We start from the raw sequence: 16,808 nt of genomic DNA on the forward strand, positions 1-16,808 counted from the left end.
CAGGTTCCTCAGTTCGCCGTCAGGCGTTGTGTCAATGTCTGTACGGCGTCTTGGGCGTCGTGGCGCGCTTGCGCATCAGACAGCCATTCGGACAGGGGCTCTTTGGCTTCGGGCGGCAGGGCTTTCACCTCTGCCAGCGCATCGGCCAGACGCCCGTCGCGCATTGCCGCTTCGGCGCGCGACAGGATCGCGTCGGGGTCATCCCCGTCACGCGGTGCAACCGACCGCGCCCCCAACTGCTGCTTGAAGAAGCCGCCGATGCCGCCCCCGTCCACATCAGGCGAGGCCGCGCGTGCCGCGGCAAGCGATGCCCGTGCCGCATCGGGGAAACGGTCCTGAAGATTGGCGGCGGTGACAACGCCCGTCGCCGCCGTATCGGCAAGGGCCGGCGGGACATCCTGAATACCATTGGCTTTCAGATCGGCGATCTCTGCCTCGAAGGGCTGTCCGGTTGTGACGGCAGAGACGATCCGGCCCAAGGCGGATTGCAACGTCGCGGCCTGTGCGGCTTGCGCCGTCGCTTCCTCTACGCTGAGCGCATTGTCGAGCAGACGTTGAATTTCATCCCGCTGCGTCTCGACCGAGGATTGCAGCGCCGCCAGTTCCTCTTCAAAGGCTGACGTATCGACAGGGGCCGGTGCCTCTGTCGCGGGGCGGTTACCCAGATCATCCACACGGGTGGCCAGTTCGGCCACCAGCGCCTGAACCTCTTGCAGGGCGGCGTCATCGGTGGGCGCGGGGGCCGGGTCTGTCTCTTCCAGCGCCTTGATCCGTGCTTCTTGCGCGGCGATCGTGTCGGTCAGGTTAGATTGCGAGCTGTCCGCAGGGCGCAGGCCCGCCTGTTCCAGCAAATCATATTCCGCCACGGCAAAGCCGATCCCGCCCGCGATGATCCCGCCGAACAGCATCGGCCAAAAGACACTACCGCGCTTTTCAGGCTCTGCCACAGGGGTGACGGGGGGCGGCGTCTTGGTCGGCGTGGCCGGTTTCGCTGATGTGGTCGATGCGGTTGACGTCGCGGGCTTTGACGCAGGTGCTGCCGGTTTATCAGAGGCCGTGCCCGGCTTTGCATCGGATTTCGCGTCGCTCGGCTTCGTCTCGGGTTTGGCAGACGTCGAGGCGGTCGCGGGCGTAGCAGCCTTGGCCGCTGTATCACTGCCCCCCGTTTTCACAGCGGGTGTCGTTGCCTCTTTGGCGTCGCTTGCTTTCGCGGCACTCGATGCGGTGTCGGGGGTTTTCACGCTTTCCGGTTTGGCACTCGCTTTGTCATCGCTGGCTTTACCTGTCGCGGTTTTATCGGCGCTCGCCGCGCTTGCAGCGGATGTCTTGGCCGCAGGCTTGGGCTTGGCCGTTGATGGCTTCGCCGTTGACCCAGCCGGTTTTGTCGCGGTGGACGATCCGGTTTTCTTGGCTGTGGTCTTCGGCTTGGCGGCGGCAGCAGACGCCCTTGATGTCGAAGATGTCTTCGGGGTGTCGTCACCTGAACTGGGTGTTTTCGCTTTCGCCACGCTTAAAAACCTTTCCGATTCTGACCTGATATCAGACGTATTGCACAACCTTAGACGGCATCTAGGTCGACCTTCAAGCTAACCTGTTCCAATCCACCGCAGTTTCAAGCGTAAAACGCAGTGACGTGGCGGTTGGTTCTGGGGCGATGAGTATCTGCTGAACCACTGTGCGGGCCAGCGCCTCGGCCACGGCGGGGCTGAGGGCGATGATGGTAGCCCGCCGCGTTTCACATGCCTGATCGGCGAATTGCGCGGCGGTGCGCGGGGAAAACAGCGGCACGATCGACGGGCCATCTGCCAGCGCGGCTTGGGCGTCACGCGTCAGAGGCAGCGCCCGCTGGTCATAAAGCACCACAGCGCGTGTCGGCAGACCGGCCTGCGTTAACCGTTCGGCAATATCCCCGCGCTGATGCGTGCCGCGCAGATGCAGCAGGGGCGTTGCGGGGCGATGTGCCTTGATCATCGGGAGCAAACGCGCAGCATCGGGCGCGTGAAACGCGACCTGCCAGCCCTTGGACGCAGCCGCCTGCGCCGTCGCCTCGCCCACACAATAGGCCGGCACGGTGCCGCCCTCCGGGCCATGCGCCACCCCATTGGCCGAGGTAAAAATCACCCCGCCGATGCCGCCCAGATCAACAGGCGCTGCGGTCGGTAGAATGTGCAGCAACGGGCTGGTCACCACCCGCACCCGCGACAGCAGCGCATCCGGCAGGCTGGCCGCAAACGCCGCGCAGGCGGGCGCAGGGCGGGTCAGGATCAACGCTGGTTTTGTCATCTGACGCTTGGGCCCCAAGGATTGTTCCACCTGCCCCAAGGTGTTACTTGGCCCCTGTCACCCTTGCAACGGAAACAGCCATGTTACTTCTTGGATTGGAAAGCAGCTGCGATGATACCGCCGCCGCGCTGGTGCGTCAGCTGCCGGGGCAACGCGCCCTCGTGCTATCCTCTGTCGTTGTGGGGCAGACCGAGCTTCATGCCTCTTTCGGCGGTGTCGTCCCCGAAATCGCAGCCCGCGCCCACGCGGAAAAGCTGGACCTTTGCGTCGAAAAGGCGCTGGCCGAGGCCGCGCTGACCTTGGCGGATGTTGACGGTTTCGCCGTGACCGCGGGACCGGGGCTGATCGGCGGCGTGCTGTCGGGCGTGATGTGCGCCAAGGGGCTGTCAGCCGCGACGGGCAAGCCGCTTTATGGCGTGAACCATCTGGCGGGCCATGCGCTGACGCCACGGCTGACCGATGATGTGCCCTATCCCTACCTGATGTTGCTGGTGTCCGGCGGGCATTGCCAGTTCCTGCTGGTGCATGGGCCGGACCGGTTTGAACGCTTGGGCGGCACCATCGACGACGCCCCGGGCGAGGCTTTTGACAAGGTGGCGCGCCTGATCTCACTGCCGCAACCGGGGGGCCCCGCGATTGAACAGGCGGCCAAGGCGGGCGACCCCAAACGCTTTGCCCTGCCGCGCCCGCTGCTGGACCGGCCCGATTGCGACATGTCTTTTTCGGGGTTGAAAACGGCGGTGCTGCGCACACGGGACAAGGTGATCGACGAAAAAGGCGGGTTGAGCGTTCAGGATCAGGCCGATCTGGCTGCGGGTTTCCAGGCTGCCGTTACCGATGTACTGGCCGAAAAGACCCGCCGCGCCTTGCGGAAATATCTGGATCACGCGCCTGATGTGCGCACCCTTTGCGTGGCGGGTGGTGTGGCCGCGAACAAGGCAATAGGCCGCGGGTTAGAGACTGTTGCCGCCGAAGTAGACTGCGCCTTTATCGCGCCGCCGCTGTCGCTGTGCACCGATAATGCCGCGATGATCGCCTTTGCCGCGATCGAGCAAAGCCAGCTGCGCGCGCCCGATGATCTGACCCTATCGGCCCGCCCGCGTTGGCCGCTGGACACACGCCAGCCCGCCATGTTGGGCAGCGGCAAAAAAGGAGCGAAAGCATGAGCATTGCCGTTCTGGGGGCCGGTGCCTTTGGCACTGCGTTGGCGATCTCTTTGGCGGGTAAGGGCGCGGTGACGCTATGGGCGCGGGATGCGCAGGGCATGGGGCAAAGCCGCGAAAACACCGCCCGCCTGCCCGGTTGCCCGCTGCCCGAGGGCCTGTTCGTGACCGAGGATCTGGCAGAGGCCGCCAAGGCGCAGACCTTGCTCGCCGCTGTTCCGATGCAAAAACTGCGCGGGTTTCTGCGCGATCACGCTGCCGCGCTGGACGGCAAGACCATCGTCGCCTGTTGCAAGGGGATCGAGCTGAACACCGGCCTTGGCCCTGTCGCCGTGATCCGCGAGGTGCTGCCCCATGCGACCGCCGCGATCCTCACGGGGCCAAGCTTTGCCGCGGATATTGCACGGGGGCTTCCCACGGCACTGACCCTTGCTTGCGCCGATAAAACCACCTGCGCGACCCTACAACAGAGCCTAACAACGGCAAACCTGCGTCTTTACCGCACCTCTGATACCGTGGGTGCGGAACTGGGGGGCGCGTTGAAAAACGTGGTGGCCATCGCCTGCGGTGCCGCAATCGGCGCGGGCCTGGGCGAAAGCGCCCGCGCCGCCGTGATGACCCGTGGCTTCGCCGAAATGCAGCGGCTTGCCGCGCATCACCACGCGGATCCGGTGACCTTGGCGGGCCTGTCCGGTTTTGGCGATCTGACGCTGACCTGCACCTCGGCCCAATCGCGGAACTACCGGCTGGGGCTGGCCCTGGGCCGGGGGGAGCCCTTTGACAGCGCCACCACCGTCGAAGGTGCCGCCACCGCGCGGGCGGTCGATGCGCTGGCCCATGACAACGGGCTGGATCTTCCGATCACCGCCGCCGTTGCAGGTCTGGTCGAGAACCGCTTAGATGTAGCAAGCGCGATGAAAGCGCTTTTGACCCGCCCTTTAAAGGAAGAATAACATGCTGGTTGCCCTTATTGCCAAAGACAAAGCTGGCGCGCTTTCCGTGCGTCAGGAAAACCGCCCCGCCCATGTGGAATATCTGAAATCCACTGGCGTCGTTGCCCAGGCCGGTCCGCTGCTGGATGATGCCGGCGATATGATCGGGTCTTTGGTCATTCTGGATGTCGCCGACAAAGCCGCGGCACAGGATTGGGCCGACAATGACCCCTATGCCAAGGCCGGGTTGTTTGCCGATGTGCAACTGATCCCGTGGAACCGGGTGATCGGGTAATGGCCTACTGGCTGTTCAAATCCGAACCCTCCACTTGGGGCTGGCCGGATCAGGTCGCCAAGGGGGACGCGGGCGAGGAATGGGACGGCGTGCGCAACTATCAGGCGCGCAACTTCATGCGCGAGATGGCGGTTGGCGATCTGGGGTTCTTTTACCATTCGCAAGGCGAGCGCGCGATTGTCGGCATTGTCGAGATTTGCGCCGCCGCGCATCCCGATAGCTCGACCGAGGACGCACGCTGGGAATGTGTCGATATCAAAGCCGTGCGCCCGTTTGAAAAACCGGTGACGCTGGACGATATCAAGGCCGATGGCCGGTTCGATGATATGCCGCTGGTCAAAAGCCCGCGTCTGTCTGTCCAGCCTGTCACAGCAGAGCAATGGAGCGCGATCTGCGCCTTGGGAAACACCAAACCCTAGAGCCTAATACACGCTTTAATCACACGTTTTAGACATAAAAACGCCCGCTGAACCAAGCGGGCGTTTTCAGTTCGGCAGGGTCAGATTTACGCGTAAACGGATTCTTTGCCGAAGTGTTTGGTCAGCATATAGTAGACCACCGCGCGGTATTTGTTCCGCTCGGATTTGCCGTAAGTCTCTACGGCCTTGTGGATACCGTCCATAAGCTCGGGGCTATCCGAGAGACCAAGCTTTTTGATGAGGAAGTTGTTCTTGACCAGCTCAAGCTCGCTTTCCTGCGACGCGGCGATGGTCTGCGCGTCAGCGTTATAGATCGACGGACCGCAACCGATAGTCACTTTCGTCAGCAGGTCCATATCTGGCGTCATGCCGCATTTCGTTTGCAGATCGTCGGCATATTTCGCGATCCATTCATCTCTTTTGCCCATTCGTGGTCTCCAACCGTTGATTTGACCGATGTTTCCGGCCTTGTTTCAGACCCTAAAGCGGTTTTGACGCGCGCAAAAGAAATTTTTCCCGCCTGCGTTGGTCTGTGCGGTTTTCGGCATGTCTTGATTGCGGCTCGCCCCGCGTCACACGCTTGTACCGAAGCGGTTTTTCCGCAAAACTACGAGGATGAAGACCGCCCTCGCCACCGCTTTCGCCCTTTGTCTTGCGCCGTTTCCCAGCGTTGCAGGACCGCTGCCCGATCCCGTTGATCCGGCCAGCTTTGCGCCCGTTGATCTGGACGAGGCGATCCTCGGGCAGTTGCTGTTTTACGATCCGATCCTGTCGGGCAACCGCAATATCGCCTGCGCCACCTGTCACCACCCTGATTTTGCCACCAGCGATGGCGTGTCGCTAGGTCTGGGCGAAGGTGGGGTCGGGCTGGGGCTGGAACGGCGCGGGGATCCCGACAACATGCCGCCCCACCGCATCCCGCGCAATTCGCCTGCCTTGTTCAATCTGGGCGCAAGGGAATTCACCGTGCTGTTCCACGATGGCCGGATCGAGGTTGACGCCGAGATGCCGTCCGGTTTCCGCACGCCGCTGGACGACGATATGCTTGACGGTTTTGCGTCTCTGCTCTCGGCCCAAACCATGTTTCCGGTGCTCAGCCCCGACGAGATGGCCGGCCAGAATATGGAGAATGACGTTGCCAAAGCCGTGCGTCAGGGTCTGATCACGGCGCAGGGCGGGGCGTGGGATATTCTGGCGCGACGGGTGGCGGGCTTGCCCGACTATGCGCGGCGGTTCCAATCGGTCTATGATCATATCACCACGCCCGACGACATCGGATTTACCGATATTTCAAACGCGATTGCCGTCTTTGTGGCCCATGAATGGCGGTCAGACAGCTCTGCCTTTGATGCCTATCTGCGCGATCGGTCAGCCCCGTTGGACGCCGATGCGCAAAAGGGCATGGCGCTGTTTTATGGCGAGGCGGGCTGTAGCACCTGCCACGCGGGGGCGTTCCAGACTGACCATAGTTTTCACGCCATGGGGGCACCGCAGCTTGGCCCCGGCAAGGCGGCCGTGTTTGAAACCCACACCCGCGATACGGGGCGTATGGGCGTGACTGGAAATGGGGCCGATGCCTATGCGTTTCGCACGCCGTCCCTGCGCAATGTGATGCAGACCGGCCCTTGGGGGCATGCGGGCGGGCACAGCCAGATAGAGAAGTTCTTGCGCGATCATATGGATCCGGCCCGCGCGGCGAAACGCTTTGCCCCCGGCGCGGCTGACAGGAACGGGGTGCGCCTGCCGCCGCTGGACGGGGATGACTGGCGCGAGATGGACGACCCCGCCGCCCGCGATGCCATCACCCAAGCCGCGATGATCCGCGCGCCCAAAGGGCTGAATCCCGGTGATATCGCCGCGTTAGTGTCTTTCTTGCGCAGTCTGGATGACCCGCAGGCGCTGTCGGGGCGCTTGGGTATCCCTGACACGGTGCCAAGCGGGCTGGCCGTGGGCGGTGTGCCCTGATCAATCGGGCTGCGTGACCGTGATCTCATCGCCTGCCGTCATGCGCATGGGGTCGCTTTGCGTGCCATCGGGCCAGCGGACCTGCACCGATGCTTCTGCCGCGTCGCCGATGCCGAAATGCAGCGGTGCCAGCACCGCCCCCGCATGACCGCCGCCAAGGGTGATCTGCTGGCTTTGCACGGCGTCGCCCACCGTCACGATCACCCGCGCCCCCACGGCAAAGCGATTGCCGCCCGCGCCCCGCACCGCGATGCGCACAAAGCGGCCTGCCTCGGGCGTCACATTGCGATACATACGCATCGGCGCGCGCCGGTTCACCACGGCAAGATCCAGGAGCCCGTCGCCATCAAAATCCGCCAGTGTCGCCCCCCGTGACCGCGCGATATCGGCCACACCTGCGGTGTCGCCGGCCTCGGTAAAGCGGCCATCCGCCCCTTGGATCAACAGATTATTCGGATCGCGCATCGCCATGCCGGGCATCTGGTCGACATTGCCCTTGGCGATAAACAGATCGGCGCGGCCATCGTTGTTCACATCGGCGAAACTGGCGTGCCATCCGGTAGACGGGCGGCCATCGCCGGGCACATAGGGGCGCTGCGCATAGGTGCCGATGTCATAGGGCGCGCCGCGATAGCTGCCGTCGGCTTGCGCCACCTGCATCAGTTGGTCCCCCATAGAGGTGAGCATCAGCTCGTCCCGTTGGTCGCCGGTCAGGTCACGGCTGGCGATCCCCATCCCCCAAAGCGAGACTTTGGCCCAGCCGTCCGCTTCGGTCAGGAACCGCTGTTCGGCGATATCCCACATCTGCTCCGCCCCGCCGGAGACATAATAGTGTCTATCATTGGAGATTCGCAGCGATTTGAGCCCACGCGCATCCTCTGCGGCAAGCATCGAGAGGGCGCAATACCCCGGCGACAGCGCGTGCGCGGTATAGCGGGGCGCGGTGCCGCCCTTGGGCGCGAGCAGCGTGTTGGTATCACAGGCGCCAAACGGCCCGTCGGGATTGGCGCGGTCAACATAATGGCCGACAGCAAGCGTGGGAAAGGATGCGCCATCCTCCCACCAGGCGGTGAAGGCGGTGGTCCATTGATCGGTTTGCGGGATCCCCCATGCCTCTGTCACATCGGTGAACTGGCAATCCGCGCCGCCCTGAAGCACGCGGTCCGGCCCGACGCGCATGACATATAGATCAAGCAGCCCGTCACCGTTCATATCGACAGGATAGGCCCCCGTGGCCCCCGTAATCTCGGGGTCGATCACAGCTCGTTCAAAGGCGATTTCCCCCGTGTCAGAGACGTTTTTGAGCAGCAATAGCGGCGCGGTGCCGCCTGCGGCCACCAGATCGGGCAGCCCGTCGCCCGAACAGTCAAACGCCGACACACCGCCGCCTACAAAATGTTCCCACCCGCCGGTATAATGGTGGTCGGGCAGGCCCGCGCTGATGTCCTGAAACAACGGATCGGCATGGGCAGCAGAGGCAAAAACACAGGCTGCCGCCATCAAACGATGGATCACGCAGCATTCTCCCCCAGCAGGGCGTCGGTCACATCGGACAAGGCCAGTGCGGCGGCCCCTTTCGCCCAGACGGACCCGCCCCAAGCGTGGATATCGACAGGGGTCGGCGCGCGGCCTGCGGGTAGGATCATAGAGTTCATCTCGCTTAACACATCGTCAACGTTCAGATAGTCATAGCGCATCCGTTCGCCGCTGAGAATGATCCGTTCGGGGTCAAACAACTGCACGATATTGGCAAGCCCGACGCTCAGGAACCGTCCGGCGCGGTTAAAGATCGCGAGCGCGGCCTCGTTGCCTGCGTTCGCTTCGTCATACAGGGTTTCGATCATCGACACGGCAGAGCTTTCGGCGCGCGGGTCGCGTTCAAACGCGGTGCCTGCCTCGCGGATAATGGCGTAATCGGCGACATAGGCCTCAAGACAGCCGCGCTGCCCGCAACGGCACAGGGCACCGTCCAACTGCACCTTGGTGTGGCCCAGTTCCATCCCCGGGCCAAGGGCACCGCGGAACAGCCGGTTGTTCAGCACCAGCCCCATGCCGACGCCGCGTTCAATGGTCACCACGGCAAAGTTGGAAATCCCCCGACCGGCCCCGAACCACAGCTCGGCCAGCGTCAGCAGGTTGGTGTCATTGTCCAAGGACACAGGCAGCCCCAGCGTTTTCGACAGCAGATCGCGCAGCGGCATATCCGTGTCCAGCATCACCGGCGACCATTTCACGATCCCGAGGCTCGCATCCACCAGCCCGGGCAAGCCGATTCCCACGGCGCTGATGTCGGACATTACGCGTCCCGATTTCTGCAACAGCCTGTCCATGAGGGAACTGACTTCGGTCAACATATCTTCGGTAGACTGCCGCAGCGATGCACTGGCGACATGGGCCTCGGCGATGATCGTGCCGGCAAGATCCAGCAATACCGCGGTATGGCGTTCGTCCGACAGCTTCATGCCCACGACGAAACGGCTTTGCGGAGCGACCCGCAGGGCAATGGGCGGGCGGCCACGGCTGGGGCCGCGCTGGCTGTCCTCTACCTCTTGCAGCAGACCGCGCGCGATCAGATCAGAGGTAATGGTGGTCACCGACCCGGGGCTGATGTTGAGCTTGCGCGCCACATCCATGCGCGGCATCTGCCCGTTCGCGCGGACCTGTTCAAACACCTGTTGGCGCAGCGGGCGTGTATCATCCTGCGGCAAGGCCAGCAGCGGGCCACAGCCTGAAGACACAAGTTTTGACCCCTCCGACCCAAGGTCGCGAATTAGTTCGCTCGCCAAACTTTATCCTCCCGATGTATTTTGAAATTCCCCTGCAACAGGTTAATCCCTCTGTCTCCCACAGGAAATAAGCCGTGTTTTGCCGATCTGTGTCAAATTCTTTGTGTCATAATGTAAAATTTATTTTGACAACTGAATTAAAGTGCGCAACCTCATACTACGACGTCACCGATGCCACCAAGGACATCGGATCATTTCATCTGGGAGGAAAGAAATGCGTAAACTCTTTATGGCAGCGGCCGTCGCCACTGCTGGCTTCACTCAGACTGCAGCAGCCGAGGATATCACCGTCGGCGTGAGCTGGTCGAACTTCCAAGAAGAGCGCTGGAAAACAGACGAGGCCGCGATCAAGGCCGCGCTGGACGCTGCCGGTGCGAAATATGTCAGCGCCGATGCGCAATCGTCGTCGGCCAAGCAGTTGTCGGATGTGGAAAGCCTGATCGCCCAAGGCGTTGATGCGCTGATCATCCTTGCCCAAGACAGCCAGGCCATCGGCCCCGCAATCACCGCAGCCGCGGACGAAGGTATTCCGGTTGTGGGCTATGACCGCCTGATCGAAGACCCCCGCGCCTTTTACCTGACCTTCGACAACGTCGAGGTGGGCCGTATGCAAGCGCGTGCCGTGCTGGAAGCGATGCCAAAGGGCAACTATGTGATGATCAAGGGCTCGCCCACCGATCCGAACGCCGACTTCCTGCGCGGCGGCCAGCAAGAAGTGCTGCAATCCGCGATTGATGCGGGCGATATCACCATCGTTGCCGAAGCCTATACCGACGGCTGGCTGCCCGCCAACGCACAGCGCAACATGGAGCAGATCCTGACCGCGCAAGACAATAACGTTGATGCGGTTGTTGCCTCCAATGACGGGACAGCAGGCGGCACCGTTGCCGCGCTGACCGCGCAAGGCATGGAAGGCACGCCCGTGTCCGGCCAGGACGGCGACCACGCGGCGCTGAACCGTGTTGCCAAGGGCACGCAGACCGTCAGCGTCTGGAAAGACGCCCGTGATCTGGGCAAGAACGCTGCCGAAATCGCTGTTGCCCTTGCCGGCGGCACCGAGATGGCAGACGTGGACGGCGCGCAGGAATGGACATCCCCTGCGGGCACAGCCCTGTCGGCCAAGTTTCTGGCCCCCGTGCCTGTCACCATCGACAACCTGAACGCGGTTCTGGACGCCGGCTGGATTTCGAAAGAAGCCCTGTGCCAAGGCGTGACAGACGTCGCGGCCTGTAACTAAGACCAAAACGCACACCCCGCCCCTGATGCGGGGTGTGCCACCCGTTTGCTTCAGCCCGGCTGCCGCGCTTTGCGGCCCCGCTGATTGACATTGCGAACCAATCCGGAAGCCAATCACATGACAGATACGACCACCGAAACCGGGGCAGATGTACATCCGTCGCCGACAGCGCCCAAGCGCTCTTTTCTTAGCCAGCTCGAAATCGATACCCGTCTGTTAGGGATGATCGGTGCGTTCATTCTGGTCTGCCTCGTGTTCAACGTGCTGACCGACGGGCGCTTTCTGACGCCGCGCAATATTTTCAACCTCACGATCCAGACCGTCAGCGTTGCCATTATGGCGACCGGTATGGTCTTCGTGATCGTGACCCGTCACATCGACCTGTCGGTCGGCGCGATGCTGGCCACCTGCTCTGCCGCGATGGCGATGACCCAGACCGATATCCTGCCGCGTATGCTGGGCATGGGGCTGGGGCATCCGATGATCCCCTGGATCGCCATCGTCGTCGGCCTGCTGTTTGGCACCATCATCGGCGCGTTTCAGGGCTGGCTGATCGGCTTCCTCACGATCCCCGCCTTCATCGTGACCCTTGGCGGACTGCTGATCTGGCGCAACGTGGCGTGGTATATGACCGACGGTCAGACCATCGGGCCGCTGGACGAAACCTTCCGCAAGTTCGGCGGAATCAACGGAACCCTGGGCGAGACATGGTCTTGGGTCGTCGGGCTGATCGCCGTGGTTCTGGCGCTTTGGGCGCTGTGGTCGTCACGGCGCAACAAGGTCAACCACGGGTTTCACGTGAAACCGGTTTGGGCCGAGGTGCTGGTCGGTCTGATCATCGCCGTGGGCATTCTGGGTTTTGTCGCCATCCTGAACGCCTACGAGGTTCCGACCGCGCGTCTGATGCGCGAGTTCAAGGCCCGTGGCGATGTGATGCCCGAAGGCTATACCGCGTCTTACGGCATCCCCTATTCGGTGTTGCTGCTGATCGCGCTGGCGATTGGCATGACCGTGATGGCCAAACGCACGCGGCTGGGGCGCTATATCTTTGCCACGGGCGGCAACCCCGACGCGGCAGAGCTGTCGGGCATCAACACCCGTCTGCTGACGGTCAAGGTCTTTGCCCTGATGGGGGCCTTGGTGGCGCTGTCCGCGGTTGTTGCCTCCGCCCGTTTGACCAACCACTCGAACGACATCGGCACTTTGGACGAACTGCGTGTCATCGCGGCGGCTGTCATTGGCGGCACGGCTCTGGCGGGTGGTATAGGGACGATCCACGGGGCCATTCTGGGTGCCTTGATCATGCAATCGCTGCAATCGGGCATGGCTATGGTGGGCGTTGACGCACCGCTGCAAAACATCGTCGTCGGTGCGGTTCTTGTCTTCGCCGTCTGGATCGACATCGTCTATCGCCGCCGTATGGGAGGGAAATCATGACACCGCTTGTAGAGCTCAAGAATATCTCGCTGTCCTTCGGGGGGGTGCGTGCCGTCGATAACGTGTCGCTGGACCTGTATCCGGGCGAGGTCGTCGGCCTGTTGGGGCACAATGGCGCGGGGAAATCCACGCTGATCAAGATCCTTGCCGGTGCCTATCAGATGGACGAGGGCGAAATCTGGATCGAGGGCAAGAAAGCCAGCATCCATTCGCCCCGTGACGCCCGCCGCCACAACATCGAGACCATCTACCAGACACTGGCGCTGGCCGATAACCTTGATGCGCCCAGCAACCTGTTTCTGGGGCGCGAACTGACCAATAAATTCGGCCTCGTGGATGATGCGCGGATGGAGGCAGAGACCCGCAAGATCATGGCGCGGCTCAACCCCAACTTTAAGAAGATAAGCGAGCCTGTCTCGGCGCTTTCGGGCGGTCAGCGGCAATCGGTTGCGATTGCCCGCGCGGTCTATTTCAACGCCAAGATCCTGATCATGGACGAACCGACCGCCGCTCTTGGGGTGCATGAAAGCAAGATGGTTGCCGATCTGATCAAAGAGCTGAAGGCCCAAGGGCTTGGCATCTTCCTGATCAGCCACGACACCCGCGAGATGCTTGAGCTGTGCGACCGTGTGTCGGTGATGAAAAACGGCGCGCTGATCGGCACCGAAAAGGTCGGCGACGTGACCGAGGATGACATCCTGAGCATGATCATCATGGGCAAGGCGCGCGACGCCGCATAGGCGCTGACAAAGGGGAAAACCATGTTTCTGGGGCTTGATCTTGGCACCTCTGGGCTGAAAGCCCTGCTGGTGGACGACGCGGAAAACATCATCGCGGAAAGCGTGGCACCCTTGCAGGTGTCGCGCCCCCACGATGGCTGGGTCGAACAGAACCCGCGCGATTGGTTCACCGCCTGCGCCGATGCGATTGCAGGGCTGGGGGTTGATCTGGCCGCTGTGCAGGGCATCGGGCTTAGCGGGCATATGCATGGCGCGACCCTGCTGGATGCCGCGGGCACGCCGCTGCGCCCCTGTATGCTGTGGAACGACACCCGCGCCGCAGCACAGGCCGCCGCGATGGATGCTGACCCCCTCTGGCGCGCGGTCACGGGCAACATTGTGTTCCCCGGTTTCACCGCGCCCAAAGTGGAATGGGTGCGCGACCATGAGCCCGATATATTCGCGCGGATCGCCAAGGTGCTGCTGCCCAAGGACGCGCTGCGCTTCTGGCTGACGGGCGAAGCCGTTTCAGAGATGTCGGATGCCGCGGGCACAAGCTGGCTGGATACCGGCGCGCGCGACTGGTCCGACGCTTTGCTGGAACGATCTGGCCTGACGCGGGCACAGATGCCATCACTGGTTGAAGGATCGCAGGTGTCAGGGCACCTAAGCGGCTCTATCGCTGCGCAACTGAGCCTACCTGCGGGGATCCCTGTTGCGGGGGGCGGCGGCGATAATGCCGCCTCGGCCATCGGGATGGGTGTGGTGAAGCCGGGTCAGGCGTTCGTCTCGCTTGGCACCTCGGGCGTGCTGTTTGCCGCGACGCCGGGCTATGCCGCGGCACCTGAAAGCGCGCTGCACAGCTTTTGCCACGCGCTGCCGGACCTGTGGCACCAGATGGGGGTGATCCTGTCGGCCACGGATTCGCTTAATTGGCTGGCTGGTGTGTTGAACGAGGACGCGCGGACGCTCACCTCTGATCTGGGCGCGCTACAGGCTCCCGGCCGCACGATCTTTATGCCCTATCTCGGGGGCGAGCGGACGCCCCATAACGACGCCAATATCCGGGGTGGTTTCCTGCATCTGGCCCATAACACCGACCGCGCCGCCATGACCCGCGCAGTGCTGGAAGGGGTCACCCACGCCCTGCGCGACAGTTTCGACGCGATGCGGCACACCGGCACCCACATCGACAGCCTGATCGCCGTCGGCGGCGGGTCTAAATCCGACTATTGGCTGTCGGCCATTGCAACGTCGCTGAACATGCCGATCCAGCTGCCCGCCGCGGGTGACTTTGGCGGTGCCCTTGGGGCAGCGCGCTTGGGTCGTATGGCCGCCGCCGGTGCCGGAGCCGAGATCGCCGTGCCGCCCCCCATTTCCCGCGTGATAGAGCCTGTTCCAGCTCTAGTCGACGCCTTTTCAGAGGCCCACGCCCGATATTCAGACACGTATAGCGCCGTAAAACATTTGCGCTAAGACAAGAAGGACCATCCCCATGACCAGCTTTTTCGACGGCATCCCGACGATCTCTTACGACCCGCAAGCGGACCATGATTTCGCCTATCGCAGCTATAATCCCGACGAGATGCTGATGGGCAAGACGATGGCAGAGCATCTGCGCTTTGCCGTCGCCTATTGGCACAGTTTCGCATGGGAAGGCGGCGACCCTTTTGGCGGCCAGACCTTCCTGCGCCCGTGGTTCGACACCACGATGGAAGCCGCCCGCGCCAAGGCTGACACCGCGTTTGATATGTTCAAGATCCTCGGTCAGCCGTATTTCTGCTTCCACGACGCCGATGTCCGCCCCGAGGGCGATACCTTTGCCGAAAGCACCGCGCGGCTGCACGAGATCACTGACTATTTCGGCGAAAAGATGGAGCAGACGGGCACCAAGCTGCTTTGGGGCACGGCCAACCTGTTTTCCAACCGCCGCTATATGTCGGGCGCTGCCACAAACCCCGACCCCGATATCTTTGCCTATGCCGCCGCGACGGTGAAGGAATGTATCGACGTCACCCACAAGCTGGGCGGCGAGAATTATGTGCTGTGGGGCGGGCGCGAAGGCTATGAAACGCTGCTGAACACCGACCTGAAACGCGAACGCGAACAGGCGGGGCGTTTCTTGCAGATGTCCGTCGAATACGCCCGCAAGATCGGCTTCAAGGGTGCCATCCTGATCGAGCCTAAACCGCAGGAACCGACCAAACACCAGTATGATTACGACGTGGCCACCGTCTATGGTTTCCTCAAGGATTACGGGCTTGAGAACGAGGTGAAGGTGAACATCGAACAGGGTCACGCCATTCTTGCCGGGCATTCGTTTGAACACGAATTGGCCATGGCCTCGGCGCTTGGGATTTTCGGGTCGATCGACATGAACCGCAACGATTACCAGTCAGGCTGGGACACCGACCAGTTCCCCAATTCCGTCCCCGAAGTCGCGCTGGCCTATTACGAAGTGTTGAAAGCGGGCGGTTTCACCACCGGCGGCACCAACTTTGACGCCAAACTGCGCCGCCAGTCGCTGGACGCCGAAGATCTGATTTTGGCCCATGTCGGTGCGATGGATGTTTGTGCCAAGGGCCTGAAAGCCGCCGCCGCGATGCTGGAGGATGGCAAGCTCGAAGCGGCGCGTGATGCGCGCTATGCCGGTTGGGGCTCTGAACGCGGCCAAGGCCTGCTGAGCAGCGATCTGGAGACGATCAACGCGCAGGTCAAAGCCGATGCGCTGAACCCGCAGCCCGCCTCGGGCCGTCAGGAAGCGCTGGAAAATCTGGTAAACCGCTATCTTTAAGCTGTTACATGGCGCTGCTAGGGGTCTAGGCTGACCGATAAAGGGGCCCAAGATGTTCAAACGCTACGCCATTTACTATACGCCGCCGCCGGGGGATTTTGCCCGGCGGGGCGCGGCCTGGTTGGGTTGGGATGTGCAGGCGGGCGAAGCTGTGGCACATCCCGATATCGCGGGGCTTGATATTGCCAAGCTGACCCAGCGACCGCGCAAATACGGGCTACACGGGACGGTCAAGGCGCCGTTCTTTCTGGCAGATGCGACCAGCGCGGCACAGCTGACTGATGGCCTCGCCGCTTTTTGCGAAGGGCAGGCTCCGGTGCAGTTGGACGGGCTGGCGCTGTCGCAGATCGGGCGGTTCCTGGCGCTGGTGCCGCAGGGCGACACGACCGCGCTTGGCAGTCTTGCGGCCTCTGCCAATGTGGTGCTGGACGCCTTCCGCGCGCCGCTGTCAGAGGCGGAGTTCACGCGCAAGAACGCCCCCTACCTGACCGATCAGCAGCGGATCTACCTCAAAACCTACGGATACCCCCATATTATGGAGTATTTCCGCTTTCACATCACCCTCACCGGGCCGCTTGCGCCCGATCAGATCGACCCCGTGAAAACGGCTCTGCACCGCTATTTAGTGTCAGATACCCCTGCCCCCTTCACCATCGATAGTCTGACGCTTTGTGGCGAGGATGCGCAGGGGCGGTTTCACGAGGTCGAACGCTTCGCGCTTGGCAGCTGACCCACGAAAAACGCCGCCCTGCATTCTTGCAAGGCGGCGTTTTGTCAG

Annotated in this window: 17 protein-coding genes; 12 read left to right on the forward strand and 5 right to left on the reverse strand. The window is 62.5% G+C overall.

What is annotated here, in order from left to right:
• Nucleotides 1-8: 8 nt before the first annotated feature.
• On the reverse strand, nt 9-908 hold the full coding sequence (locus ABM428_RS01670; protein ID WP_353628087.1) for a mitofilin family membrane protein: 900 nt from the start codon (nt 906-908) through the stop codon (nt 9-11).
• Here ABM428_RS01670 and ABM428_RS01675 point away from each other — a divergent pair.
• Nucleotides 889-1,590 (forward strand): hypothetical protein, encoded by a 702-nt coding sequence (locus ABM428_RS01675; protein WP_353628088.1) that lies wholly within the window; start codon nt 889-891, stop codon nt 1,588-1,590. The two genes, ABM428_RS01670 and ABM428_RS01675, sit on opposite strands and share 20 nt — an antisense overlap.
• Here the strand turns inward: ABM428_RS01675 and ABM428_RS01680 are convergent.
• Nucleotides 1,582-2,283 carry a uroporphyrinogen-III synthase gene (locus ABM428_RS01680; RefSeq protein WP_353628089.1) on the reverse strand — a complete coding sequence of 234 codons (702 nt, stop codon included), beginning with the start codon at nt 2,281-2,283 and terminating at the stop codon, nt 1,582-1,584. The genes ABM428_RS01675 and ABM428_RS01680 overlap by 9 nt on opposite strands.
• Nucleotides 2,284-2,363: 80 nt before the next feature.
• Between ABM428_RS01680 and tsaD the strand changes: the two genes are divergently transcribed.
• The 4 genes from tsaD to ABM428_RS01700 are packed head-to-tail and all read left to right on the forward strand — an operon-like array spanning nt 2,364 to nt 5,092.
• Nucleotides 2,364-3,449 (forward strand): tRNA (adenosine(37)-N6)-threonylcarbamoyltransferase complex transferase subunit TsaD, encoded by a 1,086-nt coding sequence (gene tsaD, locus ABM428_RS01685; protein ID WP_037965645.1) that lies wholly within the window; start codon nt 2,364-2,366, stop codon nt 3,447-3,449.
• Nucleotides 3,446-4,399 (forward strand): NAD(P)H-dependent glycerol-3-phosphate dehydrogenase, encoded by a 954-nt coding sequence (locus ABM428_RS01690; protein ID WP_353628090.1) that lies wholly within the window; start codon nt 3,446-3,448, stop codon nt 4,397-4,399. Before tsaD ends, ABM428_RS01690 begins: the two co-directional genes overlap by 4 nt.
• Nucleotide 4,400: 1 nt before the next feature.
• Complete coding sequence (locus ABM428_RS01695) at nt 4,401-4,673, forward strand: YciI family protein (RefSeq protein WP_005850688.1); 273 nt, start codon at nt 4,401-4,403, stop codon at nt 4,671-4,673.
• Nucleotides 4,673-5,092, forward strand: coding sequence for an EVE domain-containing protein (locus tag ABM428_RS01700; protein ID WP_184583665.1), 420 nt, complete (start codon nt 4,673-4,675; stop codon nt 5,090-5,092). The genes ABM428_RS01695 and ABM428_RS01700 overlap by 1 nt, the downstream gene beginning before the upstream one ends.
• Before the next feature lie 86 nt (nt 5,093-5,178).
• Here ABM428_RS01700 and ABM428_RS01705 read toward each other — a convergent pair whose 3' ends face one another.
• Nucleotides 5,179-5,520 carry a DUF2853 family protein gene (locus tag ABM428_RS01705; protein WP_005850691.1) on the reverse strand — a complete coding sequence of 114 codons (342 nt, stop codon included), beginning with the start codon at nt 5,518-5,520 and terminating at the stop codon, nt 5,179-5,181.
• A gap of 187 nt (nt 5,521-5,707) precedes the next feature.
• Here ABM428_RS01705 and ABM428_RS01710 point away from each other — a divergent pair, with 187 nt between their 5' ends.
• On the forward strand, nt 5,708-7,057 hold the full coding sequence (locus tag ABM428_RS01710; RefSeq protein ID WP_353628091.1) for a cytochrome c peroxidase: 1,350 nt from the start codon (nt 5,708-5,710) through the stop codon (nt 7,055-7,057).
• On the opposite strand, the gene ABM428_RS01715 is transcribed toward ABM428_RS01710, so the two are convergent.
• A complete protein-coding gene (locus tag ABM428_RS01715) occupies nt 7,058-8,557 on the reverse strand; it encodes a CRTAC1 family protein (RefSeq protein WP_353628330.1) in 1,500 nt (499 codons plus the stop codon).
• A gap of 11 nt (nt 8,558-8,568) precedes the next feature.
• Nucleotides 8,569-9,795, reverse strand: a complete 1,227-nt coding sequence (locus ABM428_RS01720) for an ROK family protein (protein WP_009825683.1) — start codon at nt 9,793-9,795, stop codon at nt 8,569-8,571.
• Nucleotides 9,796-10,057: 262 nt separating this feature from the next.
• Here ABM428_RS01720 and xylF point away from each other — a divergent pair, with 262 nt between their 5' ends.
• From xylF to ABM428_RS01750, 6 genes are all read left to right on the forward strand, one after another.
• Nucleotides 10,058-11,080, forward strand: coding sequence for a D-xylose ABC transporter substrate-binding protein (xylF, locus tag ABM428_RS01725; RefSeq protein ID WP_353628092.1), 1,023 nt, complete (start codon nt 10,058-10,060; stop codon nt 11,078-11,080).
• Between the two features lie 117 nt (nt 11,081-11,197).
• Nucleotides 11,198-12,517 (forward strand): sugar ABC transporter permease, encoded by a 1,320-nt coding sequence (locus ABM428_RS01730; protein ID WP_005850703.1) that lies wholly within the window; start codon nt 11,198-11,200, stop codon nt 12,515-12,517.
• Nucleotides 12,514-13,257 carry an ATP-binding cassette domain-containing protein gene (locus ABM428_RS01735; RefSeq protein WP_005850705.1) on the forward strand — a complete coding sequence of 248 codons (744 nt, stop codon included), beginning with the start codon at nt 12,514-12,516 and terminating at the stop codon, nt 13,255-13,257. The genes ABM428_RS01730 and ABM428_RS01735 overlap by 4 nt, the downstream gene beginning before the upstream one ends.
• Before the next feature lie 21 nt (nt 13,258-13,278).
• Nucleotides 13,279-14,712 (forward strand): xylulokinase, encoded by a 1,434-nt coding sequence (xylB, locus tag ABM428_RS01740; protein WP_353628093.1) that lies wholly within the window; start codon nt 13,279-13,281, stop codon nt 14,710-14,712.
• A gap of 19 nt (nt 14,713-14,731) precedes the next feature.
• Nucleotides 14,732-16,030 (forward strand): xylose isomerase, encoded by a 1,299-nt coding sequence (gene xylA, locus ABM428_RS01745; protein ID WP_353628094.1) that lies wholly within the window; start codon nt 14,732-14,734, stop codon nt 16,028-16,030.
• A gap of 52 nt (nt 16,031-16,082) precedes the next feature.
• A complete protein-coding gene (locus ABM428_RS01750; protein WP_353628095.1) occupies nt 16,083-16,760 on the forward strand; it encodes a DUF1045 domain-containing protein in 678 nt (225 codons plus the stop codon).
• The last annotated feature ends 48 nt before the right edge of the window (nt 16,761-16,808 follow it).

This window comes from Sulfitobacter sp. TCYB15, assembly GCF_040435955.1.
In the GTDB taxonomy this organism is placed as follows: Bacteria; Pseudomonadota; Alphaproteobacteria; order Rhodobacterales; family Rhodobacteraceae; genus Sulfitobacter; species Sulfitobacter pontiacus.